The sequence below is a fragment of the Carboxylicivirga fragile genome (genome assembly GCF_050589805.1).
Lineage (GTDB): Bacteria > Bacteroidota > Bacteroidia > Bacteroidales > Marinilabiliaceae > Carboxylicivirga > Carboxylicivirga fragile.
This window is the reverse complement of record NZ_JBNGOY010000046.1, coordinates 1-25,969: the sequence shown is the minus strand read 5'-3', so window position 1 is coordinate 25,969 and position 25,969 is coordinate 1. Positions and strand designations below refer to the sequence as shown.

Annotated in this window: 18 protein-coding genes; 11 read left to right on the top strand and 7 right to left on the bottom strand. The window is 38.6% G+C overall.

From position 1 onward, the window contains the following. The first annotated feature begins 6 nt into the window (after positions 1 to 6). The 4 genes from ACRD7B_RS17755 to ACRD7B_RS17740 all read left to right on the top strand — a co-directional run bounded on the left by ACRD7B_RS17755 (position 7) and on the right by ACRD7B_RS17740 (position 4,975). The gene (locus ACRD7B_RS17755) at positions 7 to 459 is read left to right on the top strand and encodes a hypothetical protein (protein ID WP_430825961.1); all 453 of its coding nucleotides are present in this window, start codon (positions 7 to 9) and stop codon (positions 457 to 459) included. Between the two features lie 86 nt (positions 460 to 545). After that, positions 546 to 1,157, top strand: a complete 612-nt coding sequence (locus ACRD7B_RS17750; protein WP_430825960.1) for a porin family protein — start codon at positions 546 to 548, stop codon at positions 1,155 to 1,157. Positions 1,158 to 1,267: 110 nt separating this feature from the next. Continuing rightward, complete coding sequence (locus tag ACRD7B_RS17745; protein ID WP_430825959.1) at positions 1,268 to 2,302, top strand: NAD-dependent epimerase/dehydratase family protein; 1,035 nt, start codon at positions 1,268 to 1,270, stop codon at positions 2,300 to 2,302. 24 nt (positions 2,303 to 2,326) lie between these two features. Further along, a complete protein-coding gene (locus ACRD7B_RS17740) occupies positions 2,327 to 4,975 on the top strand; it encodes a hypothetical protein (protein WP_430825958.1) in 2,649 nt (882 codons plus the stop codon). 71 nt (positions 4,976 to 5,046) lie between these two features. Here the strand turns inward: ACRD7B_RS17740 and ACRD7B_RS17735 are convergent, their stop codons facing one another. The 4 genes from ACRD7B_RS17735 to ACRD7B_RS17720 form a co-directional block, all read right to left on the bottom strand. Next, positions 5,047 to 5,709, bottom strand: coding sequence for a DUF4395 domain-containing protein (locus ACRD7B_RS17735; protein WP_430825957.1), 663 nt, complete (start codon positions 5,707 to 5,709; stop codon positions 5,047 to 5,049). 107 nt (positions 5,710 to 5,816) lie between these two features. Next, entirely contained in the window at positions 5,817 to 6,491 is a 675-nt protein-coding gene (locus ACRD7B_RS17730; RefSeq protein WP_430825956.1) for a GOLPH3/VPS74 family protein, read from the bottom strand. Between the two features lie 278 nt (positions 6,492 to 6,769). Beyond that, on the bottom strand, positions 6,770 to 7,213 hold the full coding sequence (locus tag ACRD7B_RS17725; protein WP_430825955.1) for a cold-shock protein: 444 nt from the start codon (positions 7,211 to 7,213) through the stop codon (positions 6,770 to 6,772). Positions 7,214 to 7,473: 260 nt separating this feature from the next. Further along, positions 7,474 to 8,604, bottom strand: a complete 1,131-nt coding sequence (locus tag ACRD7B_RS17720; RefSeq protein ID WP_430825954.1) for a M14 family metallopeptidase — start codon at positions 8,602 to 8,604, stop codon at positions 7,474 to 7,476. A gap of 156 nt (positions 8,605 to 8,760) precedes the next feature. Between ACRD7B_RS17720 and ACRD7B_RS17715 the strand changes: the two genes are divergently transcribed. From ACRD7B_RS17715 to ACRD7B_RS17690, 6 genes are all read left to right on the top strand, one after another. After that, positions 8,761 to 10,938: a S9 family peptidase gene (locus ACRD7B_RS17715; protein WP_430825953.1), complete on the top strand. Its 2,178-nt coding sequence runs from the start codon at positions 8,761 to 8,763 to the stop codon at positions 10,936 to 10,938. Positions 10,939 to 11,033: 95 nt separating this feature from the next. After that, entirely contained in the window at positions 11,034 to 11,957 is a 924-nt protein-coding gene (locus ACRD7B_RS17710) for a sialate O-acetylesterase (protein WP_430825952.1), read from the top strand. 10 nt (positions 11,958 to 11,967) lie between these two features. Further along, the gene (locus ACRD7B_RS17705) at positions 11,968 to 12,990 is read left to right on the top strand and encodes a GNAT family N-acetyltransferase (RefSeq protein ID WP_430825951.1); all 1,023 of its coding nucleotides are present in this window, start codon (positions 11,968 to 11,970) and stop codon (positions 12,988 to 12,990) included. A 24-nt stretch (positions 12,991 to 13,014) separates the two neighbouring features. Then, a complete protein-coding gene (locus ACRD7B_RS17700; RefSeq protein ID WP_430825950.1) occupies positions 13,015 to 13,575 on the top strand; it encodes a hypothetical protein in 561 nt (186 codons plus the stop codon). Positions 13,576 to 13,622: 47 nt separating this feature from the next. After that, the gene (locus ACRD7B_RS17695) at positions 13,623 to 14,009 is read left to right on the top strand and encodes a TFIIB-type zinc ribbon-containing protein (RefSeq protein WP_430825949.1); all 387 of its coding nucleotides are present in this window, start codon (positions 13,623 to 13,625) and stop codon (positions 14,007 to 14,009) included. Next, positions 14,006 to 14,539 carry a methylated-DNA--[protein]-cysteine S-methyltransferase gene (locus tag ACRD7B_RS17690; RefSeq protein WP_430825948.1) on the top strand — a complete coding sequence of 178 codons (534 nt, stop codon included), beginning with the start codon at positions 14,006 to 14,008 and terminating at the stop codon, positions 14,537 to 14,539. Before ACRD7B_RS17695 ends, ACRD7B_RS17690 begins: the two co-directional genes overlap by 4 nt. 215 nt (positions 14,540 to 14,754) lie before the next feature. On the opposite strand, the gene gdhA (ACRD7B_RS17685) is transcribed toward ACRD7B_RS17690, so the two are convergent. Genes gdhA (ACRD7B_RS17685) through ACRD7B_RS17675 form a run of 3 tightly spaced genes read right to left on the bottom strand, consistent with a single transcriptional unit; the run spans position 14,755 to position 23,406 of the window. Then, positions 14,755 to 16,092: an NADP-specific glutamate dehydrogenase gene (gene gdhA, locus ACRD7B_RS17685; RefSeq protein WP_430825947.1), complete on the bottom strand. Its 1,338-nt coding sequence runs from the start codon at positions 16,090 to 16,092 to the stop codon at positions 14,755 to 14,757. A 36-nt stretch (positions 16,093 to 16,128) separates the two neighbouring features. After that, positions 16,129 to 19,119, bottom strand: coding sequence for a PEP/pyruvate-binding domain-containing protein (locus ACRD7B_RS17680; protein ID WP_430825946.1), 2,991 nt, complete (start codon positions 19,117 to 19,119; stop codon positions 16,129 to 16,131). 57 nt (positions 19,120 to 19,176) lie between these two features. After that, positions 19,177 to 23,406, bottom strand: coding sequence for a PEP/pyruvate-binding domain-containing protein (locus ACRD7B_RS17675; protein ID WP_430825945.1), 4,230 nt, complete (start codon positions 23,404 to 23,406; stop codon positions 19,177 to 19,179). 243 nt (positions 23,407 to 23,649) lie between these two features. On the opposite strand from ACRD7B_RS17675, the gene gdhA (ACRD7B_RS17670) reads away from it, so the two are divergent. After that, positions 23,650 to 25,002 carry an NADP-specific glutamate dehydrogenase gene (gdhA, locus tag ACRD7B_RS17670; RefSeq protein ID WP_430825944.1) on the top strand — a complete coding sequence of 451 codons (1,353 nt, stop codon included), beginning with the start codon at positions 23,650 to 23,652 and terminating at the stop codon, positions 25,000 to 25,002. Positions 25,003 to 25,969 lie beyond the last annotated feature (967 nt).

Below are 25,969 nucleotides of genomic sequence, written 5' to 3'. Positions count from 1 at the left end.
AATACTGTGTTTCTAAAAAAACTCATATTCCTAGTAAGCATTACCCTGACGCTAGTTTCCTGCGAAACACAAGATCCACTGGATAACTCCCACTATTTCTCAAATGATTGGAGTATAAGTGAAGTCATTGCCCCCTCCTACCCATTTGATGAAACAAATGAAACAAACCCAATTCTGCTCTCATTTAATAAACAAGGGCAATATGAATTACAGCTAAAAGAGCAAACATGCAATGGTAGTTATGAGGCAGATGCCAAAGGGAGTGTTCGCTTCACACGTAACAATTGCTCAGTGAGCTGCTGTGATTCTGAATGGGATTATTACATTATTACCCTCATAAAAAAGGCAAGCTCATACATACAAAAAGATGATTCGAAGTTCTTTTTATACATTGACGAATCCAATTATATTATTCTTGAAGCCTCCGAAATTCTCGCTCCGTTAACAAGCGAGAACTAAAACTTTTCATATACCATACGTGTTTCAAGCAAGCAAATTGTCCTAATACTGAAATACTCAAATTAGAAAATAAATAATCGATCATTATGAAAAAAGTATTTATCCTAATAGCACTGGTAGCATTCATTGCTAACACCTCAGCTCAAGATCGCATTGCAGTTGGATTAAAGGCAGGTTTTAACTCTACTTCAATTAACCTATCAAATATTCCAACTGGAGATGAAGTAAAGAATGAAGCCAAGAGTGGATTCTTATTTGGAGCCTATGGACGTCTTAGGTTACTAGGTGGACTATCCTTTCAACCAGAAATCTATTATGCGAAAAAAAATTCACAGTATAGTATTAATAATGGAACAACTGTTACTGGTAATGGAACATTTCACACTTGGGATATTCCTTTACTTGCTAATCTTCAAATCATAGACCTTAAAGTTGCAAGAATATATGGTGTTGCTGGCCCCGTTGCATCTCTGATGTCTAAGACATCCTTCGACGATGTTATAGGTCTTGAAAAAAGTGATTTCAAAAGTACTAACTGGACATTACAAGCTGGAGCTGGCGTTGAATTTTGGCGATTAACAGCAGATTTTCGTTACGAATGGGGCTTAACTGATATCTCTGATATTGCAAACTACGATATTGGACAAAAAACAGACGTCTTTACTTTTTCAGTAGGATTTAAATTATTCGGCATTTAAAACAACATTACCCAAAATCTATATGAAAGCCGGTTTCCTTATGGAGCCGGTTTTTTCTTTTCTGATAGCGCAAAAACACGTATCTTTCTATACCTTATAAAAAGTAGATGATGGAAAAGACAGTTTTAGTTACCGGTGGCACTGGATATGTTGGTGCTTGGATCGTAAAGCAATTGCTGGATAAAGGCTATACCGTTCGATTGAGTGTACGCAATAAAAATGCAAGCAGTAAGATTGAACCTCTACGCCAAGTTGCATTAACAAGCAAAGGCAAGCTCGAATTATGCGAGGCCAACTTGCTCGAAGCTGGTTCATTTGATCATGCCGCCGAAGGTTGCTCCGCTATTATGCATGTTGCTTCTCCATTCACCCTGCGTTTTAAAGATGCTCAAAAGGATCTAATAGATCCTGCCATCGAAGGCACTCGTAATGTACTAAACGCTGCAAGCAAATCAAAAACAGTTAAAAAGGTAGTGCTTACATCAAGTGTTGCTGCCATACATGGCGATACCATTGATATGCAGGAACAAGGATTAAGCGAATTCAATGAAGAGCAATTTAATACTTCCAGTTCGCTTAAACATCAGCCCTACTCCTTTTCAAAGGTTTCGGCTGAGAAAGAAGCCTGGAAAATACATGATGCACAAAGCGATTGGAAACTAGTGGTTATTAACCCCTCTTTTGTCATGGGACCTTCGCTATCGGAGACATCAAATTCAGAAAGCCTTAGTTTCATGAAAGATATTCTATCAGGTAAGTTCGCGATGGGAGCTCCTGATATCATGTTTGGCTTTGTTGATGTACGTGACGTTGCCACAGCCCATTTATTAGCTTTAGAAAATGAAAAAGCGGAGGGTCGACATCTACTAGCTGAAAGCACCATTAATGTATTAGAATACATTGATCTTATTCGTAAGAATTATGAAGGAAAATTTAAACTTCCAACAAGTCATTCCCCTAAAATAATACTCTACGCCTTAGGCTGGCTTTTTGGCTTAAAGTTTAATTTTATAAAACGAAACGTCGGTTATACGCTTAAATTAAATGCAAGCAAAAGTAAAGAAGAACTTGGCTTAAGCTATACACCACTTGAAACAACCGTAGTAGATATGGTTGAACAGATGTTAGAAAAAAAGATTATTTAATCAAACCCCCTCAAACAAATCAACATGAAAGCTTATATATTGTTACTTTTGGCATTCTCCATTTTCAGCACATCCATTATTGCGCAGGAAGAGGATCCATTCAAAAAAATGAATGAGGCTTATGAAGCCAAACTCAACAAAATGCATGCGGATTATGCCAAGAAACAGAAAAAAATGATGGAAGCCTACGATGCCCGCATGAAGAAAATGAATGCGGCATTTGAGCGCTATCTGAAAAAAGGATTTGAAGAAGTAGAACAAGAGGAAGTAGAAATCAAACCAGTTGAAATTCCGAAGCCTGTGGATCAACCTAAGTTTGAACCAGTAGTTGACAATTCTGTTCCTGAAGATAATACGATCGCAACTGCACCGCCTGCTGTAAAACCGGATGTTGTTCTACAAGAAACCACTGCCTTGTCCATCGCACCTATCCTACGAACACCAGAAGAAGCTCTGGCACATAAGGAAACTTTAAACATTGATTTTTTTGGTTCTCCTGCAACTTTGTCCATTGATAAACGCATGAAGAACCTTTCTCTAAAATCGGTTAAACCTAACGAATTTGCGAATTACTGGGACGACTTTACTCAAACTTATTACCAACTATACATTGAATCACTTGTGGCTTATGCCGAAGATAAAAACCTAAACGACTGGGGCGTATATCAATTGGTCAATACTAGTGCTAAGAAACTTTTCAAATCAGCCAACAACCAAGAGATATGGAGTTGGGCTATATTAAATCAGGCTGGCTATCAAGTAAAAATTGGTTATACAGGTAATACACTTTGCATATTATTACCATTTATGCAAGAAGTTTACGAGAAACCCTACTACAGCATAGAAGGCATTAATTACTATATCTTAAACAAAAGTGTAGGTCAAAAAAACATTTACACCTACACTGAGAATTTCGGCGGTGCTACCAAACAAATTGATTTACATCTACCATTTAGTCTAAATTTTAGTGATTCGGACAATACGGTAACTCGCACAACTACTTTACCAGAAGAAACAGAGGCCATTGAGCTAAAAATGGATAAAACAATCATGGCCTTCCTGGCAAGTTATCCCCAGACTGACAATTCAGTTTATTTAAATGCTGCCATGTCAGGCCTTGTTAAAGAGGATCTTTACCAGAGGCTTAAACCTCATCTAAACGGCAAATCAGATACAGAAGCGGTTAGCTACCTTTTAAATTATTTACACAACTCCTTTGAGTACAAAACGGATCGTGACCAGTTTAACAAGGAAAAGATGTTTTTCCCTGACGAATTATTTTATTATCCCTACTCCGATTGTGAAGACCGAACCGTACTATTTACCAAATTAGTTAACGATTTACTCGGTTTAGATGTGGTTGCTCTGACCTACTTTAGCCATATGGCTGCCGCCGTTTCGTTTAGCACGCCTGTAGAAGGTTATTCGGTAATGGTTGATGGCCGTAAATACACCATTACTGATCCAACCTATATTAACGCACCCATTGGCTCTGTAATGCCCGAATATGAAAAATACACTCCAATAGCTATCAAGATAAACAATGATAGCCGTCTGAATAATATCTGGCAAATGATAGCTCGCTCCATTGAGAAAGATAATGAAGGCAAGCTTTTTATTACTGAACGCCAGATGGCAGAAAATGGCAAATACATGGTTTCGGGTTGGTATACCGATCAAATAACAATTGATTCGCAAACTTACGATGCCTACGGAGGCACACGTGACCTTTGGTTTGCTACATTTGATGGTGGTGGCAATTTAGAATGGTTTCTACCTGTGCGCTGCTCAGACCTTGGCTATACACAAGCCTTTAATGTAGGTAAAAAGGGTAATGTGTATGCACTAATTAATTACTCGGGCTCTGTAAATATCAATCGCCAAAGCATAGCCAGAAGTGAAGAATCGGCTCATCTTGTATTAGGCATTTCAAATAATGCACATGCCTTTTTAAACGAGAACATCGATTTTAAAGCGCCTGAAGGTAAAAAACTGGCTTTCTATGGTAAATACAAAGCGGATGGTACAAAGATTGATTTACTCTCATTTCCTACTGATAAAATCAAATTCGATTCTAAAATCACTATCGACTCCAATAACGAGGTAGTAGTAAGAGGTATTGTTGGTGAGATTGAAGGCCTTACTAAAGATGTTCCCATAACTTTATCAAGTGCATCGTTTAGTGCTGAAGATCAGATTGAGTCGTACATGAAGGATTATCAATCCCAAGCTTTCGATAATCATATGGTAGCCTTATTCAGTACACTTAAGCTACTTTCACAAAATGGCGGACGCATGTCGGGATTAACGGTTAGGAATTTGCTAAACAAGAATAACCCTGAGTTTTATAAGAGAAACCCAAAGTTATACGAAGGACTACTACGTATGCAATTTGTAGTAAATAATTCGGGCATCATTAAAATTGAAACTTACAAAGGAGATAAAATTGCCTTGGCTTCAATGAATATTAACAACAACAGTAATATTCAAATTACAAAAGAAAACAACGAAAGCTATCAAGTTAAATTTCTAAATGGTGTTCAGGTAGGTAAAGCATTTATGTGGTACGATCTGAACAGTATATCTTTAAATGGCAAGACTGGCAAAATGGTATTTGATTACGACAGTGATCACACTCAAAAAACGGTTGCAATAAGCGACATCATTGATTAAACCTATCGCACTAAATACACACAGAGCTCCATTTAACCGAAATGGAGCTCTGTTATTTTATACATCTTAAATTACTCTGTTGGCAAACCCTCAGAAGGGTTGAACAAGTTATGCGGTGCTACATTTAAAGTATCATTAAATAGCATAACTGTGGCCACAATAAAAGCAATAAAAGCCAATACAATCAATACTTGTACCCACGAAGTCTTTTGAATATTCTGACGTGTTTTCATGTCACAGATTTCGCCCGGGCAATATTGTGCCTTACCTCTATAGAACAGACCATACACCTTACAGCCAATACAAATACCAAAAGAAGTTTCAAAAAAGAGAAATATTAAACAGATCATACATATCAGACCAGTAATAGGACTATAGGTATTCATCACCGTTGTTAATACAAACATGGTTAGCGCCAATATAATGCCAATAACCCAGGCAAACTTTTTCTGCTGAGCTCCCACATATTCAGGTGTTTGCTTACGTACAATCAGTCGCCCCATAATTAAGGTTGGTGCAAATCTTGGGTTAATCATAACACGAATTAGGATGTCGACTAAGAAAAAAGTTACGGCATATTTCAGCAATAAGAAATCACCTTTCAAAATGGCCAATAATATGGCAACAAACATCAATACAAATAAAATACCTGCCCCTGCTCTAATTTCTCTTTCATTTAGAACTGGGATAGAATACCCTTCAACATCTTCTCCAAATTTGATAATTTTACTCATGGTTTATCTATTTATGGTTTGATTAATTAAGCAGATCAAAAAGCGACTCCGTTAAAGACAACATCTTGAAGCACTTTATGTTCTAGAATTAAAACAACATTTTAAAACTACGAGCTTGTTATTACAACTGTTGTCATCATTATTACGAGACAAGCCATTACTGCATCATGAATTTCTTTAACGGCTTCGTTAATGGCTGCATTACCACCTGACTCTTCAATAACCGACTTAATCCTCTTCTTATATTTCTTCGCTTTTTCCTTACCAAATACTTCCACATTCAAACTACAAGCATCAACCAAACTAATAAGCATGATCTCATTTAAAGATGGTTCAGCATTTTTTTCGATTACATCCAGCAAGCGCCCGCGCAATAGATTTTCAACCTTCGGGTTACTAGTTGGGTATTTCTTTGATGTAAACACCCATAGGTATTTCTTTTCTTCTTTTCTCAGAATTCCACTCTTAACCAATTTAGCAATCGAATTTTCGATAATATCACTTTCTTTCCCGCCAATTTTATCAATCCAATAATCTATTTTACGAACTTTCTTTGATTGCCGAATCAATTCAAGTTGCGAATCCAGCAAAGCATCACCCGTTCTTCCTGATCCCTTTATTATAACATCTTTCCCTCGAAGGTCTATTTTATCTCTATGGCTTAGTTCCATTATTATACTCCCACTTAAGGCATATGTAAAAGCCAATGACTCTGCAACAAAATTTCCTTTCTCATCATCTAATGCTAAAAGCATTAATTCATCTGTTAATGTTAGGTCCATGGTTTGATTTTTATTTATTTAAAACACTATCTGATAGGTATAAAGTTAAACATCAGGATCACATACTCCCTATTTATGCAAAGTTTTTTTTCACATATGAGCACTCCACTATTAAAGAATAGCTTAATCTATTAAGAATCGCATCTTTATGTAAATAACTTTAATAAAGATGCGATCCTACATACATCCTTGCAATTTTTGATAAAAAAAGCCAAACCGTACAATATACGATTTGGCTTGTTAAACAATTTCTTGTTCAAATATTTTAAAATGCTTTGTTACGCTTTCTTAACACGTACTGCATTCAGTCCCTTCATTCCTTGCTCCAATTCAAATTGAACAACGTCATTTTCAACAACCTCTTCTAGTAAGCCATTAACGTGAACAAAAAACTTTTCATTGGTTTCATGTTCCTTAATAAAACCAAATCCTTTTGCTTCATTAAAAAAGTCAATGCGACCTTTACGAATAGGATCTACTTCCTCTTCAACACGTTTAGGCACACCTATTTCAATACTCTCAGCATTAATAACCTTTTTCTTAGTTACATCAGGTGGAGTATCCACAATGTTGCCATTTTCATCAACGTAGGCAATCATATCATCGAAGCTCGAAGTCTCATTTGATTTTCGCTCTTCTTTCTTTTGTTTCTTATCTTGACGTTTCTTTAGTCGTTTTTTTTCTTTTTCTTTCTTGTTATACGTCTCTTGCGATTTACCCATTCTATACTTTTTGTTTTAATTCTTGCCAACAATCCCTACTCCTGAGATTTAAAGACTGTTACAAGATAACTCTTTCAAAATCATTAAGGAACTAAAGCTTAATTTTTTGCTATTCGCGCACAAAGTTAAGCCATTTTTTAAATAAAATACGTTTTACGATAAAATCACGTAAATAAAATAACACCAAAATTGGGTCGATTTGTCTTTCTATCCCAATAATAAAGACACTTTAGCGCATTTAAATCGATTAATTTATTCATTTATAAGTCATCTACGATACCCAATAAAGTATTCACCAATGATTCTCCCAACTTTACAGATCGCTCACTTGACCAACCAAAAAACGGATCAGGTATATTGTCATTTTGCTTAAATGGCATCTCTAAAGTCTGCGATAAACAGTGAAACTCTTCTCCCAGATTCTTAGAGCAGATCATCAAATTAGCTTTTCCCGGGTCATTCTTTGGGTAACCAAATTTATCTTGCATATCTGGACTGGCAGCCTTCCACTTATCCATAAAACTATTTGTCAGGTCACTTAATTGCTTATCCCAAGATGGAATACCTTCAATTCCCGATATAAATACATATGGTAAACCTTCATCACCATGTACATCCAAGCAAAAGTCCATGCCAATTTCTCGCATCTTTTCTTTAGCATAGTATACCTGTGGACTATTCTCAATACTTGGCGTGGCCCATTCTCTATTAAGATTAACGCCCTTGGCATTCACTCTTAGGTTACCCAAAATACTACCATCAATGTTCATATTAGGAATCAAATAGAGATTCGCTTTAGATAACAAAGACACAGATGAAGGATCTTCCTCATCCAACAAACGGCTGATGAGACCAAGCATGAACCATTCTGCCATTGTTTCACCTGGATGTTGACGGGCAATCACCCATAACTTCTTCTTTGATGCATCCCCATCTCCCATCCGAAGAAAATCAATAGGTCTACCTTCAATTGTTTGCCCAATTGTTTCCAATTCGCACAATGGAGATTGCTGTGCATTGTTTACCAAATCCAAATGTTGCTCGTATGAGAAAGGCGCAAAATAGGCAATATATACCGAATCAAATTCTGGCGTTAAATCCATGCCAAGCACTCCATCCTTGTATGTGGTAGGTATCTGAAACCATGTTTCACGATCGTAAGAGGCTCTGGCCTGATAATTCTCCCATCCCTCAGGATAAGCAGCTTCTCCAGCATTTAATAAATCCAAGTGGCAAGCCTGATCTTTAGCACCTTGTACTCTAAAATAAAACCATTGTAAGAAATCAGAGTTGGAATCCTTACGGATATTTAATTGTATGTTTTCAGGGTTCTCAGCATTGATAACCTCAATGTTTCCAGCGTCAAAAGTGGAGGAGATACTTAAGCTCATTTGTTGATAGTTTTAATGTTTCAACAAACATAAACTAAATAGAATTTTAAAACATATTTCTTCAGATAATTTTAACAACGGAAACAAAATTCCTCATTTTTTAATTCTCCCACCAATCACTATCTTTAGTTTTTCTAAACACATAAAACATCAATAATGAAGATCTACACCTCACTTTCAGCGCTTTTGGCACTTACCCTACTGCTCGGAGCCTGTCAAAACACAAAACCGAAAATGAATTTAATGCCTGATAATCTGCCAACAGCACCAGTGGCCGAAATAAAAGATTCTGTATTAACCATACACGAGCATACGCGTGTAGATCCATATTTTTGGATGCGCCTAACTGATGAACAAAAGAATGCGGAAGAAAAAGATGAACAAACGCAAAAAGTATGGAACTATCTGGAAGAGGAAAATGCCTACTTAAAAACGGTAATGTCGAAAACCGAGACTTTGCAAACAGAGTTGTTCGACGAAATTGTTGGCCGCATTAAAAAGGATGATGAATCGGCACCCTACTTCAAAAACGGCTACTGGTACTACAGTAAGTACGCTGATGGCAAGGAGTATCCTCTGTATTGTCGAAAAGCTAAAACATTGGATAATCCAGAGGAGGTTTATTTAGACGTGAACACTTTAGCAGAAGGATACACCTATTATGCAGCTTCAGGTATACGTATTAGTCCCGATAATAAAATATTAGCTTTTGGCGAAGATACGGTCAGTCGCCGTGTGTATACCATGCGTTTTCTAAACTTAGAAACAGGTGAATTCTTAGCTGATGAAATTCCGAACTGTCAAGCGGGTGGAGCCTGGGCAAACGATAATCGCACCTTCTTTTATACAACTAAAAATAAGGTTTCCTTATTGTCAGAGAAAATTTGGCGACATGAATTGGCTACTTCTCTTGACGAAGATGTGATGGTTTACCACGAAAAAGACCCTTCGTACTACATTGGTGTTGACAAATCAAAATCAGATCAATATATCATAATTGGAGAAAGCAGCACCTTAGCTTCCGATTACCAGATATTGGCAGCCAACAACCCTAAGGGAGAATTCCGTCAGTTTACCCCCCGTGAAGATGTGCACGAATATAGCATTGAGCATTTCGAAGATAAATTCTACATTCTTACCAATAAAGATGCGGTAAATTTCCGATTGATGGAAACACCAGTCAACGAAACCAACATAGAAAACTGGAAAGAAGTGATTCCACATCGTGAAGATGTTTTGTTGGATGGGATCGAGTTATTTAAGAACTATTTAGTTTTAAGTGAACGTTCAAATGCACTCACGCACATTCGTATTATCAATCAAACCAATAAGGATGAGCATTATTTGGAATTTGACGAAACGGCTTATGTGGCCTACATCAGCACCAATACGGAATTCAATACCGAGACTTTACGATTTGGTTATAGCTCAATGACCACACCATCTTCAACCATCGATTACGACATGGCGAACAAAACCAAAGAAGTAAAAAAGGTTCAGGAAGTAATTGGCGGTCATAATCCAGATGAATACATTACTGAACGCTTATTCGCTCCGGCTCGCGATGGTAAGAAAGTACCAATCTCATTGGTGTATAAAAAAGGTCTTAAAAAGAATGGCAAAGCGCCACTTTTATTATATGCGTATGGATCGTACGGCGCAACAATGGATCCTTGGTTCAGCTCTACTCGCCTTAGCTTATTAGACCGAGGATTTGTTTATGCTATTGCCCACATTAGAGGTAGCCAAGCTTTGGGACGTCACTGGTACGACGATGGCAAGATGATGAACAAGATGAACACCTTCAACGATTACATTGATGTTGGTCAGTATTTGGTGAAGGAAAACTACACTACATCGAAACACATGTATGCCATGGGTGGAAGCGCCGGTGGATTATTGATGGGTGCTGTTGTAAATATGGCTCCAGAATTATTCAATGGCGCCATTGCAGCCGTACCTTTTGTTGATGTGGTATCTACTATGCTTGACGAAACCATTCCACTAACAACCAACGAGTTTGACGAATGGGGTAATCCTAAAAACAAGGATGCTTACGATTATATGTTGTCATATTCGCCATACGATAATGTTGAAGCAAAGGCTTATCCACATTTATTGATTACAACTGGCTTGTTTGATTCGCAAGTACAATATTGGGAACCTGCCAAGTGGATAGCTAAATTACGTGCCAATAAAACAGATAATAATATTCTGATGATGCACACCAATATGGAAGCTGGTCATGGCGGTGCTTCAGGGCGTTTTAAACGTTACAAGGAAACAGCCATGGAATATGCTTTCATGATCATGTTAGAGAGTCAGGAAGACTAATAATTCCTATTATTTGAATTGAATCACAAAAGAGATTATTACCTTTCAGGAGGAGTAATCTCTTTTTATATGAACATATTATAACTCAAGTCGAAATGAAATCTGTCTTAACAATTATTGCTGCTTTATTCATTATTAGTTCAGCTACAAGTGCCAAGGGAAAGGGCGATACCTACAAAGTATTTTACTTGGGAGGGCAATCCAACATGGATGGTTACGGTTACAACAAAGACTTACCTGATTCTTTATTGCAGCAATTAGATGATGTATATATTTTCCATGGCAATAGCATGGGTGATGACATGCCCGATGGAGGTCTGGGAATTTGGGCGCCTCTGCAAACAGGACATGGAGTAGGCTTTTCATCCGATGGTAAGAAGAATACTTATTCAGAACGTTTTGGGCTTGAATTATCGTTTGCCTATAAGCTCAAACAACTCTATCCAAACGATAAAATAGCCATCATAAAATATTCAAAAGGAGGCAGTTCCATTGACAGTGTAGCTACGCGACAATTTGGATGTTGGGAACCTGATTTTAAAGGTAAAATCGGCATTAATCAATACAATCATTTTCTGACCACCCTTAAAAATGCTTTTACGAATAGCGACATCAATAATGATGGTAAAGTTGATAAACTTATTCCTAGTGGAATATTATGGATGCAAGGCGAGAGCGATGCCGATGTGACGGAAGACATTGCATTACGCTATCACGCTAATCTTAAACGCCTGATGGATTTAATTAGAGCGAGCTTACACAGTAATGACCTTCCAATAGTAATTGGCAAAATATCAGATTCGTGGAACGATGAAAACGGTAAGGTTTGGCCCTACGGAGAACTCGTGCAATATGCTCAGGAAAAATTCGTAAACAACGATATTAACGCAGCCATAATAAGAGATACGCGCTACTACAAATACTCCGATCCATGGCATTATAATAGTGAAGGCTACATCCATCTTGGATTAAGAATGGCGGAGGAAATGAATCTGCTTTTAAATTCAAATTCCAAATAGTTTAAAAACTATGCAAAAAGCCAATCAAGAAATTAAAGATAAGGCAGTAATCGAAAACATATTGCAAAGCTCAACCATCTGCAGAATTGCCATGTTAGATGGAGAGAAACCGTACCTATTGCCTTTCAATTATGGCTACAGCGAAAACACCATATACATTCATTCAGCCAACAAAGGTAAAAAGTTGGATGTACTCCGAAAGAATCCTCATGTCTGCTTCGAAATTGATCAAAGCGTAAGCTTAGTGAAAAACCAAATTGCCTGCAAATGGGCCACTACTTACCAATCAATACTTGGTTATGGCAATATTGAACTACTAACAGTTGCCAAACAGAAGGAAGATGCGCTTAATATCATCATGCAACAGCATGGCGCCGAATCCATTTCAATATTTAATCCTAAACATATTGATGCGCTTACTATCCTCAAATTAAATATCACCCAACTTTCGGGAAAACAATCGAGTAACTGGGAAGAAGCAAACAAGTACATTTTGCATTCAATAGAATCAAAACGATTAGACTTAAATGAGATTAGTTTAAATGATGTAGATCATATCCATACTCTTCATAGTTTACCAGAAGTAGATAGATACAATACACTGGGTATTCCTGAAAACATTCGAATAAGTGAAAAGCTAATTAACACTAGCCTTGAGGCTCAAAAACAAGTTCCTCGCAAGCATATACATTGGTGCATTCGCTTAAAATCAGACAACCGTTTCATTGGAGAAGCTGGCATAAATCTCTCGGCCGACCGATTTAAGCTAGGCGAAATATATTACAACCTTTTACCTGAATTCTGGAACAAAGGATATGCCACTGAGCTTGCCAAGGCCCTAATTAATTATGGATTTAAATATCTAAACTTGCATAAAATTGAAGCTGGTGTGGCAACAGAAAATATGGCTTCAATAAAGGTGCTGGAAAAAGCAGGTATGACAAGAGAAGGCTTGCGAAGAAAAATTTTACCCATTAGAGGTGAATGGAAAGACAACTATCACTACGCCATTGTTGAAAACGATTTACATTAAAAACACTAAACTAAACCCGAAATTATGAACTACAAAGCGTTTATTTTTATTGCCTTAACACTAATACTCGGTTGCCAAAGTTTCACAAAAGAGAATGCCAATGAGCGAAGTGTTCGCTTGTACATTCATTCGCTAAATGAAGCTAATTACCATAATCTCGATCAACTCATGTCTGACTCCATTCTAATGTCAGAACAAGAATATACCATACTCAAGGGCAAAGAGCAGTTTCATACATTTTTTCAATGGGACTCGGTATTTTCTCCCTACTACCACCTATTGCATATTCAGGAAACAAAGAATGGTATTAACACCACTATTTCTAAAAACTGCAAGCGAATTACTTTTTTGCAGGACAGTGCAAGCATCTACAAAACAACATTTTACTTCGATAAAAATAAAATTAGCAAAATACACACCACGGAGAATGTTTATTTTGATACAGCAAGATGGACTCAAAATCGCGATACCTTGGTGAACTGGATCAACCAAAACCATCCTGAGTTAAATGGCTTTATTTACAATATGACAGCTGAAGGTGCTGAGAACTATTTGGAAGCAATGCGATTATTTAAGGAACAATAGATTCTATTATCTTTACTATTCATTACGCTTAAATAAATTCAAAACATATGGATTGCCCAAGATGTGTAACACCCCTCAAAGAAGAAGCTCTTAAAGATTTAACCTGTTCCATTCAAGTTGATAACTGCCCCAGTTGCGGAGGTACCTGGTTCGATAAAGATGAATTGGAACAAATTGAAAACATTGTAGAACTGGCCATTGTGGAAATTCGCAAGATTCCCAATAAGAAAGACCAATTTGATAAACTCCACTGCCCCTCGTGCAATCTGCATCCTAAAATGAGTAAGGTGGAACATGCCAGAGATAAAAAGGTGATTATTGATCATTGCCCAATCTGCGAAGGCATATGGTTAGATAAAGGTGAGTTGGACGCCATACAAAAAGACAATGTTGTGAAGACGATTGGGAAAGTTTTTAGCCTATTGATTAAATGAACACCATCTTCATACAATATTACAAAAGCCCGGTTGGGGAATTAATCATAGGTGATTACGAAGGAGAATTATGCATTTGCGACTGGCGCCATCGTAAAATGCGTCCTGCCATCGACAAACGAATTCTCATAGGCTTATCAGCTGAATATTTGGAGGGCGAAACAGAATTGACCAAAGCGTGTGTTGAGCAACTCACTGCCTATTTCAAAAAAGAGCGAAGCACCTTTGATTTGCCATTAAAATTGGTGGGAAGCGATTTTCAACAAAGCGTTTGGAAAGCACTAATGCAAATTCCCTTTGGACAAACACAATCCTACCTTGGTCTTTCAAAACTACTGAAAAACGAAAAGGCCATTCGAGCCGTAGCATCAGCCAATGGTGCTAATGCTATTTCTATCATTGTTCCTTGTCATCGCATAATTGGCAGTAAAGGTGAACTTACCGGTTATGCCGGTGGCTTACCTGCCAAAAAGAAATTACTTCAATTGGAAGGGGCGCATGGCTTTTCAAATCAACTGGAACTTTTTTAGCTATTAGCTGCTAGTGGTTAGCTACTAGCTTCCAGCTATGGCTGATGGCTTTTTGCATGGTGCAATGGTAAATTAATTCATCGATAATATCATCTACGGTTCGACAAGCTCACCGAGCAGGCATTAATCCACCTCCAAATAAACTCATTGGTAAATCTTCAAATTACCTCATTATCACATTGAATAATTAACGAATTGGCAAATCTTCAAATTAATTAAACAGCCCCCTGATCAATCATTGCTTCAGCTACCCGATGGAATGATGCCAAATTAGCACCATCGCGGTAATTAACTGTTCCATCTGATTTAGCACCATGAATACGGCATTGCTGATAGATTCGTTCCATAATATCTTTAAGGCGTTGGTCAACTTCCTTATCACTCCAATTCATCTTCATGGTATTCTGTGCCAACTCCAAAGCCGATACGGCAACACCTCCGGCATTAGCTGCCTTTCCCGGCGCCAATACTATTCCGTTGTTATCAAATAAATCCATTGCATCCGATGTGCAAGGCCTATCAGCGGCTTCAACCACATACTTACAATCATTAGCCATCAACTGGCGAGCTTCCTTATCACCAATTTCGTTTTGAATAGCACATGGTATGGCTATATCACATGGCACATTCCAAGGCTTCTCTCCTTCGAAGTAAGCTGTACCCGGATATTCAATGGAATAAGGCCGAACCAGATCCTGTGAGGTAGCTCTTAGCTCCACCAAATAATCTAACTTATCTCCCGTAATACCTTCTGGATCGTGAATATATCCATCTGGTCCGGAAAGTGTCACAACTTTTGCCCCCAGCTCATTGGCTTTTCGAATGACACCATAAGCCACATTTCCAAATCCTGAAACTGAAATTATTTTTCCTTCGATACTATCATTGTGCTCAGCAAGCATGGCATTCAGAAAATAGATAACCCCATAACCTGTTGATTCAGCACGCAAACTTGTACCACCCCATTCAGGTCCTTTTCCCGTAAATGCGGCACTATGCTTACGAGTTAGCCTTTTGTACATCCCAAATAGATAACCCACTTCACGTCCACCAACGCCAACATCTCCACCAGGTATGTCCATATCGGAACCCAATAAATCCCATAATTGCAATACAAAGCTTTGGCAAAAACGCATTATCTCCGCTTCGGATTTTCCCTTCGGGTCGAAATTAGCACCTCCCATAGCACCACCCAAAGAAAGAGAGGTGAGGCTATTTTTAAATACTTGCTCAAAGGCCAACATCTTTACCGTACCAAGCGTGAGTGCCGGATGAAAGCGCAAACCTCCCTTATATGGACCAAGTGCATTATTGTACTGCACCCGATAGCCTCGGTTCACCATCACCTTACCTTGATCGTTTAACCATGGCACTTTAAATACAAACACACGATCGGGTTCTGTAATGCGCTCCAGAATACCTGCATGAGCTAGGCGAAAATCATCTTTAATACGTTCATTAACCGAACTTAAAAACTCACGAACCCCTTGAATAAATTCCGGTTCTTCAGGATTATTCTGTTCTAACTGTAGTAAAAAACGTTCTAAGTTCATAAGCTCTATCTTGTGGATCGAAATCCTAATGTTTCTCTATTCGTTTAACTCAGCATCATCGATAACAGGTGGCAACACCACACCTATACCCTTTTGTCCATCCACCTTTATCACACCTTCGTTAGGTAATTGCACATGTCGAATAAACTCATCTTCGTAAACAGCTGATAGCGAATTTAAATAAGGCATATCAACATAACCATCACCAATGGACGGCGTAACCGTTAAATAAGCCACTCTCAAACTCGTCAAATTCTGAAAGAAATGTGTTCCCTGGCTCGGATCAACGCGATAATTCTCAAGCCCCATTTCAACAATTACCCTTGCAGCCGAAATCTGCGTCCACTTAACGGGCACACCTAACCATGGATCCTGCGAACCCCAACGACCCGGTCCAATCAAAACATACGATTGATTATTTTTATGGAAGGGCTCATTCAATTTTTCAATAATCGGCAACAACTTGGGATTATTAGCCGGATTGAAATTTTCCTCCTTAATGTAAATGACATCTTTTACATCATTGATAATTCCGTTGCCCAAGGCCGATTTGGAATAAATCAATGTTTCTTCTGGTACTACCTCTTCCAACTTCTCCGATATGGTTTCTTTACTATCTACAATAGGTCTGATCTGCAAGAGGTAAAAAACAGGCAAGTGTCCTGGTTTAGGTTGTAAATCAACAGCAAACTCCACCTCAACCGGCTGATTCATTTCACGCTCACCCAACTCAAGTACTTGCTTCATTATATCAGCCAGTGGAAAAGCATCGTACTTTAATACATTCGCAAAAGTAACCAAGCGTAACCCTTTAGCCATTAAGCCATCGCGAATCATGTGATTATTGTAATCGTAAACCGAACCAAGCCACCTCAAAGTGCCATGCTCCTCTGCTACTTTCAGACTCAGTTTTTTAATATTTACCGAGTCATTAATATCAGCATGAAAGCTATCTGCATTTAAATCGAGCGCAAAGAATTCTTTCTGTGTCTCGCGCACAGCCATATCGGTACTCGATAATTGTAATATTTTTTGAGGATACTTAGGTGAGAAGCGCAACGATACGCCACCCTCAACAATGTGCTTACCCAAGCCCATTGCCACATTAACAGTCCCATCCTCTGCTTTTTCAGGTTCAATCGGATAGAAATTGACTGATCGTCCTACTCCCGAAAATGTTGGATAAAACAAATCGCCATGCTGCTGCCCAACTACTTCTTGAAGCACAATACCCATGCGCTCCTCATCAATTACATTCATGGTAGCCTCCATGTATCGCTTACTCGAATTGAAAAAAGCAGATGCATAAACACATTTGATAGCATCACACAATTGGGTAAGCACCACACTTTCGTCTGGCCCCTTGGGTATCATGTAGGTGGAGTAAATTCCAGCAAAGGGCTGATAGTGGCTATCTTCCAAAACGCTGGACGAACGAATGGCGATAGGCCCTTTTACAATGGACATGAACTTAAACATATCACCGTGGATTCGCTCGGGCAAATGAGCAGCCACAAAGGCTTCCATTATTTCCTCATCCGATGCTTCGGAAAGTGCAATGGGATATAGCTTGTTAAATTCCATGAACTCATCAAATATATCCGTACTAAGCACAACTGTGCGGGGAATGGTCACCACCACATCTTTAAACGAATTAAGTTCAGGATGTTTCTTAATCAATAGATTTAAAAAAGCCAAACCACGAGCTTTACCGCCAATGGTACCATCGCCAATGCGGGTAAAAGTTAAATACTCATCGAATTTATCGCGGTAAAACTTGGCAATGATTCCCTTTCCTTTACTGTAACGAAAGTTAGCTATGGTATCAAACAGAAAGTGCTTGGTAGAATCTAAATCACCAAAATCTTCAACCTTGAGGTATTTCACAACCATGGCCACAGCAAATAGGGCACGTGCATTAAGCCACTTGGAAATATGATCGCGCTTAAAATGGTAAAACAAGGACTCGTCAGGTATTTGAAACAAACGCTCTTGTAATTCCTTAAGGTTACTTACCCGCCCTACCTCATGTCCTGTAGTGGGATCGATGAAGATAAAATCGCCAAAGGCCATATAGGTATTGATAAACTCCTTTAGACGACGTAATAAAGAGGACGAATGCTTGTATACAAAACCCACCTTCAACTCTTTTGCAACAGTCTCTAAACTACGGTTTGATGACTGTAATAAAAAGGGCATGTACGGGTTACGCTTCTTCACCATTCGAGCCAGCTTAATACCTGCTTCCGTATCTTTTTTTCCTTCTTTGTCGTACGACACATCTGAAATAATACCAAGTAAATTATCCTCGTACTTTTCGTACAAATCAATAGCCTCCTCATAAGTACGGGCCAATAATATTTTTGGTCGCCCACGCATGCGCATCATCTTCTGGTGCTCATTCAGACCTTCGTCCATGAACATCTTAGCTTGCTTTAATATGATACGATAAATCAAGGGCAGGTAACTCGAGTAGAAACGCACCGAATCCTCAATCAAAAGGATACTTTGCACACCAACCTCAGCCACATCATGCGCCACATTCATTTCATCCTCGATCAATTTAATAATGGCAAGCATGATGTCGGCATTACCCAACCAACAAAAAATATAATCAATGGCACTGGTATCCTCTTTTCGCATACGCATGGATACTTCGCGCGAAAAAGGCGTAAGTACCACAATTGGTATGCTACTATTACTTTGCTTTACTTCCTTGGCCATCAAAAAGGGATCCATTCCGCCCACACTAAGCATGGTAATAATAAGATCAATATTTTCTTCTTCAAGCACCTGAAAAGCTTCTTCGGCCGACTTCACCTGGATAAATTGAGGCGGATAACGCAAGTTCAAAGACACATACTCATTAAATATCTGCTCGTCGATGCGACCATCCTCATCCAACATAAAGGCATCGTAACCACTACAAATAAGTAGCACCTTATGAATGCGTCGTTGCATCAAACGATTAAACTGTGTTTCTGCAAAAAAATTCGTCTGCCTAAAGTCTATAATTTCTTTATCCATATTCTATCTTCAAATCTCAAGAGCAAGCTTCACTTTAATTTCATTCCAATTCTCACACTATTGCTCTTCGTTGTATGTAACAATGGCCTTACGTCTGCGGCCATCCATTCTTATCACCAAAGGTTTCTTAAAACGAATATGTTTAAAGAAACTTGTTTGTTCAACCACTTCTTGTTGATCCAATACTTCCCAATCCACCTTTGCTTCCTTCACACCCTGTTGAACCGAACAATAACCCACCTGCATAGATGTAACATTATGAAAGAAATGGGAACCTCCGGATGCTTCCAGTGGGAACCCTTGTAAATCGGTTTCTACAATCATTTGCGCATGCGATATACTTGGCCAGGCTACCGGAATTCCAATCCACGGATCACGTGTGCCCCATCTACCTGGTCCTATTAGTATATAACGTCGATTCTGCGCCTTCATCTTTGTATTGAGCTGTTCAATTTCAGCTGCCATCGCACGCGTTTGTGCTTTATCAAAACGATCTACATCTATATAAATAATGTCACTGATGGTTTTGTTCTTGCCATTGCCCATACTTTGCAATGATTTTAGAATCACTTTGTCCTCATCGATGCTACTACTATTGATTGAATAGTTCTGAGAACCACCCAACAAGGGCTTTATTTGCAGCAAATAAAAGGTAGCTCTTCCTTTACTATCATTTTTTAAGTCAACTGCAAATTCTATCTCAACTGGCGAGCCCATTGCTTCCTTCACCACATCCAACACCACTTCTATAGTCTTGGCTAAAGGTACGTAGTTATACTTAAGAATATCGGCAAAATTAAGGATTCGTGGACCCGCCTGCTCCAAACCGGGCTGAATAGTTTGGTTATCGGGATTATAGACCGAAGCCAGATGCCTAAGTGTTCCGTGCATCTCTGCATCCATGCAATCGAGGCGAACCAAACCAGCCGTATCTCCTTCCAATAGGTTTAGATCCTGCTTATTTAAATCAACCGCTATAAACTCGGTTTGCGAATTCTTCAACTGATCCTTGGCCGAGTTATTCTCCAAGTCAGGATAAATAGGACAAAAACGTAGCACTTTTTCACCGTCTACCACATACTTACCAAAACCCAATGCTAACACGGCAAAACCATCTTCGGGATTCATGTGACCAAAAGAGTAGTAATTGTAAGATTGAGCCACTCCACTAATGTGCGGATAAAACACATTGTCGTGCTTCTGACCAACCGCTTCTTGTATCACCACCGCCATCTTCTCTTCTTCAATCTTAAAGTCAACAGCCTCGGTAAAAGCTCTGGCCGTTTCACTAAAAACGGATGCAAATACCAACTTGACAGCCTCACACAATTGCTTCAATCGTTTTTCGGCATTCTTATGGTTATTGGGAAGAATATACGTTTCGAATACACCTGCAAAAGGCTGTTTCTGACTATCCTCCAATAAACCAGATGAACGCACCGCTATGGGCGAAGTAAAAATGGTCAACAGACGTTTCAAGCGATAAACCAACGATTGCGATAATTCACCCGCAAGAAACATCTTCTTAATTTGATGGTAGCTCAACTCACGAAAAACCAATTCGTGAAAGTTATTACGCTCCATGAATAACTCAAATTCATCGGTGCCAATAACCGTTGTGCGGGGTGTATGTATGTTGATACCCGGCACGTGATTGGCAAAATCGAAATTATATAAGAGTGTGTTGATAAAAGATAATCCACGCCCTTTACCACCCAGCGAACCACCAGATAAACTTATGATATTACTGTCGTCAACAGTATCCACCTCATCAAAATCAATCACCTTGCCCTGACTCTTCTCCTCGCGGTGACTTCTAACAATATTTAGAAGATAGCTTCTGATTTCCTCTGCATTTTCGAAATCAGTAATGCGATAAGGCGCAATCATTTTCGCAATCTTTATTTCTCCACGTGCCATTAACCACAGTGAGAAATGGTTTTTCTTAGCATGATAAACAATGGACTGGATAGGCACCTTACGTAGGTTCTGCTCAAACTCCTTAAGGTTTCGTGCAATGGCAATATTACGACCATTGGCATCTTTATAAACAAAATTACCAAAACCTAGATAATGACTTATAAAAGTTTTTATATCCTGAATTAAACTATCGCTGTACTTGTTGATGAAGACGGTTTTCAGCTCGTAGGCATCCTGCGAATACTCAATTTTAGAACTCTGCAAAATAACTGGTAAATCCTTTATTTGCTCCTTGGCATAGTTAACCAGCTCAAAGCCTGCATTAGCATTCATAATACCATTCTGCGAAAACTCCACATCGGATATTAAACACAGCAAATAGTCTTTGTACTTTTTAAATATATCAAGTGCCTCCTCATAATTACGGGCTAATAATACCTTTGGTCGCGCACGCAAACGCAATACCGCATACAACTCATCGCCCTGTACATCGTCAATCAGACGATGCGTTTGTTCAAGTACACTGGCATAAAGCAGCGGCATGTACTTTGAATAATAACGGACAGAGTCTTCAACCAATAGGATGACCCGAGCCAAACCAATCTCCGTATCATTCTCTACATTTACCTTATCCTCCAAATGGAACACCATGGATGAAAACACTTTTGGATCGCCATTCCAAACAAATAACTCATCTAAAACACCAAGTTCCCGCTGCCTGGCCTGAAAATATGGAATATCCTTATCATTGTTTAAGAGCATGAAAATAGGAATGTAAGGAAACTCCTTCTTCACCATCTTACTTAAATTAAGTGGGGACTTCTTCTCAACTCCGACCATCACAATAATCAAATCAAAATGCTTCTCATTTAATTTTTCGATGGCTTCCTCATAGGTGGTAACTCCTGTTACACGGGGCAATGATGATAAGTGTAACTGATGAAAACCACCCATCACCTGCTCGGTAAAACGGCCTTCATTCTCGATAGCATAGGCATCGTAAAGGTTGGCAACCAGCAATATCTCTTTCACTCTAAAGGGCATTAAATCGTGATAAATATCGCGTGCTGCATTATTCTTGTGCATAAAATTCTGCAGCAAATGTTTACTTTGTTTCGCACTTGCTGCTTGCTCACTACTTTTTTTAGGCTGATGTAACTCCGTTAAAGGTCGCCTTACCTTATCCATCAACTGGCGAGCCTCCATGCTATTCAAATAACCAACCACCAGGTTTCCAATATTGGCTATCAAATCGTTTTCCTCATTCAAAAAAAGCTCTTCCTGTGTTTTGGCAAGTTCCTTTAGATAGAATATTTCGATGGTACCTTGCTTGCCATTGATGGTCTCAAACTTATGACGCAGCAACCAAGGTGTTTCAACAAAACTGGGACTGATGTATTCATCCTCGTTAAAAGCAATACGAGCCACAGAATATTCAGGGTGTTGCATGCCTTTAGGTATGAGCTCAGCAATATGACTTAAGGTGTAGGCAATTGGCATCTGCAAGCCAATCACACGCGATGTTTCATTGATGGTTTTCAACTCCTTCACCCGCTCCTGCCGCTCCATCTTCTCATCTTGTGCCAATTGAGTATTTATGAAATCAGTAACCAAACGAGTAATGTTCATTAACAAATCCCTTTCTTCGTTTAAGAAGGGATCGCCTGAAAAATAGGAAAAATCGCGCGTATAATACACATCAATGGAACCCATTGTACCATCGCTGGTTTGAAAGCGTTGTGTTTGCACCCAAACCGACTCATTAAAATATTCGCTACAAAAAGCTTTGTCGCCATACGCTATTCGTGCAACAGCAAACTCAGGATATTGCCAACCCGATGGCAATACAAAAGCTATTTGTTGCAAAACATCATCTATTGTTTTCCCTTGGTTAATAATGCGGGTCGTTCTGTTAATAGTCGATAACTCCTTCAACCGTTCCAATGATTCGGAATGGTTTCGCTCGCCTACTATGCGATTGATGTATCCAGCTAAGATACGTACGACCTGATATATCAATAATCGTTCGCTCCTCAAGAAAGGCCCTTCATCACGTTCGTCCTGCTCACTAATATAGAATAGATCAATGACACCTTTTTCGTCATCAATTGTAGTAAATCGTTCGGTCAAACCCCAAATGGTTTCTTTAAAATTATCGGTACAAAAGACAAAATTACGATATTTAATACGCGCACATATCAACTCAGGTTGACTTAAACCCTTGGGTAATATCTCTAAAACTTCTTCCAGTGTTTCATCAATGGGATTCTCTTGCAGAAGAATATTTTGCAAGTCGTTTAGCACATCCAATACCAAAGCTGAATTATTGGAATTCATCCCACTTAAATTGCGCCAATCCTTTTGCATAGAAGCTTAGTTTAATGATAAAAAGATACGAAAAAACGTTTAATAAAATAAGATGTATTTTTTCGTCTTATAAAGATGGATTCTTTATAAGTATTTACTTAACTTTTCTTTGTAATTGGGGGATGAAACCTATGTGCTAGTTGGTTGATAATTACGCTTGAGAAATAATGTGTTTGTAGTATCAGAATTTAGATTACTCAATATAAAACTCAGTTAACAAATCAATTTTAAAAAGCTAGTTGTATGTCACACACTTCTTCATTAGGCATCAATGCCTTTATGGCCGATTTAATGGCTAAGAATCCTGCTGAACCTGAATTCCATCAGGCAGTACACGAAGTTGTTGAGTCTTTAAACACCTTCCTTGATGAAAACCCCAAATACAAACATGCCCGTGTGCTTGAACGTATTGTTGAACCTGAGCGTATCATTATGTTTCGGGTGCCTTGGGTTAACGACAAAGGCGACATGTGCGTTAACCGTGGTTTTCGCATTGAAATGAATAGTGCCATTGGACCTTACAAAGGTGGCTTACGTTTTCACCCAACAGTCAACCTAGGTATTCTCAAGTTTTTGGCTTTCGAACAAGTATTTAAAAATAGCTTAACAACCCTGCCTATGGGAGGTGGTAAAGGCGGTAGTGATTTTGACCCCAAAGGCAAATCTGACAATGAAGTGATGCGTTTCTGCCAAAGCTTTATGACAGAATTGTATCGCCACATTGGGCCAAATACCGATGTGCCTGCTGGTGATATTGGCGTAGGAGGACGCGAAATAGGTTTCCTCTTTGGCCAGTACAAGCGCATAAGAAATGAATTTACGGGCGTACTTACTGGCAAAGGCCTCAATTACGGCGGTAGTGTAATACGACCAGAGGCCACGGGTTATGGTAATGTTTACTTTGCCCGCGAAATGCTAAAAACACGTGGTGAGACATTTGAAGGAAAAACCGTATTGGTTTCGGGAGCTGGTAATGTAGCACAATTCACTGTTCAGAAAGTAAACGAATTAGGTGGCAAGGTAGTAACCCTGAGCGATTCAAGCGGATACATTTACGATAAGGATGGTATCGACGATGAAAAGCTAAAATTCGTGATGTATCTGAAAAATATTAAACGTGGTCGCATCAGTGAATATGCAGATAAATACAAGGTAAAGTATGTAGAAAACGAAAGACCTTGGGGTGAAAAAGCAGACATTGCCCTGCCTAGTGCCACACAAAACGAGATTAACGAAGTAGAAGCCATTACCTTAGTTTCGAATGGATGCATGTGCGTATCGGAAGGTGCCAACATGCCATCTACGCCTGAAGCTATTCAGGTGTTCCTGGATAAGCGCATACTCTTTGGCCCGGGAAAAGCAGCCAACGCTGGTGGTGTAGCCGTATCGGGTTTAGAAATGACCCAGAACAGTATGCGTATAGGGTGGTCGCGCGAAGAAGTGGACAATCGCTTACAAAATATTATGCGTAGCATTCACGAAACCTGCGTACAATACGGCACCAAGGACAATGAATTCATTAATTACGTTGATGGTGCTAACATTGGCGGCTTTGTTAAAGTTGCTGACGCCATGTTATCGCAAGGAGCGGTATGATTTATTAGATTAGATAATAGACTTTTAGAAAACTAGAAAACAGGTAAATTAACGAGTAACGCTTCTCTTGAGAAATCGGGAGAAGCGTTTTTTGTACAAAAATTTCCATTGTAAAAATTCCTCACCATAAATCCATCTGTCTAACTAAAAACACTATTTTAGTACTGGCTTGAGAAATAGGATCTCTAAAAGGATTTTTTAAGCATCTGTGATTGGTCTACTAATTACAACCCTCTAAACAAGAACAATTGTATAAAAAATAAGGAATGCTGTTGGGTAAATATGACATTTTAATAATTGCTATAACTTTATTAGCAAACATCTTATCCTTAACTAGGATAAAAGAATCAAGATTTAGTTCAATTGTTAAAAATTTAGCATTTCCTTCTTACCTATTTTTATTTCCATATTTCTCATCAATACTAGAGGTGAATAGTATAAATCAGAACAACGGTGTGGTTGACGGATTCAATACTTTTTATTTAGGGCTTAAATATCCAGTATATTGGGCTCTTGGTTTAATTAATTGGGGAATTATTTATTGGATTAAATCTTTTAAATCTATTAAACAAAAGACTAAAAGAAGCAGTATGTATTTCTAATAATATTCATAGTAGACCAACTTTAAACTTTAACTCAGCCGAGCACTTTTACTTTAGATTAAAAGCTTTGCAAGAAGAAATAGAAAACAAGAACTTAGAAGTAATTGATAAACTACTTTCCATATTTGAAGCAGATTCGGACTTTGAAAGAATTGTCGGAAATGATTTACTTAGACAAGAGATTTATAATATCTTGTCTAAGTAAATCAAGAATTAACGGATTATAATAAAACGTAATAGAACCAGATTAAGGCTGTGGTTTATTATGAAAATCACTATTAACCGACTAAAGTCGGGATTCATAAAATTCTCTTCTACAGCGCCCATTTATTGGGCGTTTGGTTTTTTATTTCAAATTAGACCCC

Bases quoted from the DNA above. Each gene is read 5' to 3' on its own strand.
- ACRD7B_RS17750 (WP_430825960.1), top strand. From the start codon at position 546: ATGAAAAAAGTATTTATCCTAATAGCACTGGTAGCATTCATTGCTAAC.
- ACRD7B_RS17745 (WP_430825959.1), top strand. From the start codon at position 1,268: ATGGAAAAGACAGTTTTAGTTACCGGTGGCACTGGATATGTTGGTGCT.
- ACRD7B_RS17740 (WP_430825958.1), top strand. From the start codon at position 2,327: ATGAAAGCTTATATATTGTTACTTTTGGCATTCTCCATTTTCAGCACA.
- ACRD7B_RS17735 (WP_430825957.1), bottom strand. From the start codon at position 5,709: ATGAGTAAAATTATCAAATTTGGAGAAGATGTTGAAGGGTATTCTATC.
- ACRD7B_RS17730 (WP_430825956.1), bottom strand. From the start codon at position 6,491: ATGGACCTAACATTAACAGATGAATTAATGCTTTTAGCATTAGATGAT.
- ACRD7B_RS17725 (WP_430825955.1), bottom strand. From the start codon at position 7,213: ATGGGTAAATCGCAAGAGACGTATAACAAGAAAGAAAAAGAAAAAAAA.
- ACRD7B_RS17720 (WP_430825954.1), bottom strand. From the start codon at position 8,604: ATGAGCTTAAGTATCTCCTCCACTTTTGACGCTGGAAACATTGAGGTT.
- ACRD7B_RS17715 (WP_430825953.1), top strand. From the start codon at position 8,761: ATGAAGATCTACACCTCACTTTCAGCGCTTTTGGCACTTACCCTACTG.
- ACRD7B_RS17710 (WP_430825952.1), top strand. From the start codon at position 11,034: ATGAAATCTGTCTTAACAATTATTGCTGCTTTATTCATTATTAGTTCA.
- ACRD7B_RS17705 (WP_430825951.1), top strand. From the start codon at position 11,968: ATGCAAAAAGCCAATCAAGAAATTAAAGATAAGGCAGTAATCGAAAAC.
- ACRD7B_RS17700 (WP_430825950.1), top strand. From the start codon at position 13,015: ATGAACTACAAAGCGTTTATTTTTATTGCCTTAACACTAATACTCGGT.
- ACRD7B_RS17695 (WP_430825949.1), top strand. From the start codon at position 13,623: ATGGATTGCCCAAGATGTGTAACACCCCTCAAAGAAGAAGCTCTTAAA.
- ACRD7B_RS17690 (WP_430825948.1), top strand. From the start codon at position 14,006: ATGAACACCATCTTCATACAATATTACAAAAGCCCGGTTGGGGAATTA.
- gdhA (WP_430825947.1), bottom strand. From the start codon at position 16,092: ATGAACTTAGAACGTTTTTTACTACAGTTAGAACAGAATAATCCTGAA.
- ACRD7B_RS17680 (WP_430825946.1), bottom strand. From the start codon at position 19,119: ATGGATAAAGAAATTATAGACTTTAGGCAGACGAATTTTTTTGCAGAA.
- ACRD7B_RS17675 (WP_430825945.1), bottom strand. From the start codon at position 23,406: ATGCAAAAGGATTGGCGCAATTTAAGTGGGATGAATTCCAATAATTCA.
- gdhA (WP_430825944.1), top strand. From the start codon at position 23,650: ATGTCACACACTTCTTCATTAGGCATCAATGCCTTTATGGCCGATTTA.